This window comes from Campylobacter sp. US55 (assembly GCF_004378955.1).
Lineage (GTDB): Bacteria > Campylobacterota > Campylobacteria > Campylobacterales > Campylobacteraceae > Campylobacter_D > Campylobacter_D jejuni.
The window spans coordinates 1-338 of record NZ_RYYF01000029.1; the positions used below are offsets into that span (position 1 = coordinate 1).

General features: G+C 29.9%; 1 pseudogene. It reads left to right on the top strand.

Features of this window, described 5'->3' with window-relative positions:
- A pseudogene (locus ELQ07_RS08175) lies at positions 1-338 on the top strand (methyl-accepting chemotaxis protein); the annotation flags it as partial.

Sequence of the window (338 nt, forward strand, 5' to 3'; positions counted from 1 at the left end):
TTCTTTGACTTCATCAACCATAAAACAAAAAATGTTTCTACTATAGAAGTAAAAAGCAATGATGAATTTGGACAAATCTCAAGTGCTATCAACGAAAACATCCTTGCTACTAAAAAAGGTTTAGAACAAGACAATCAAGCCGTTAAAGAATCAGTTCAAACCGTATCAGTTGTAGAAGGTGGTAATCTAACAGCAAGAATCACTGCTAATCCTAGAAACCCTCAGTTAATAGAATTAAAAAATGTCTTAAATAGATTATTAGATGTTTTACAAGCTAGAGTAGGTTCTGATATGAATGCTATTCATAAAATATTTGAAGAATATAAAAGCTTAGATTT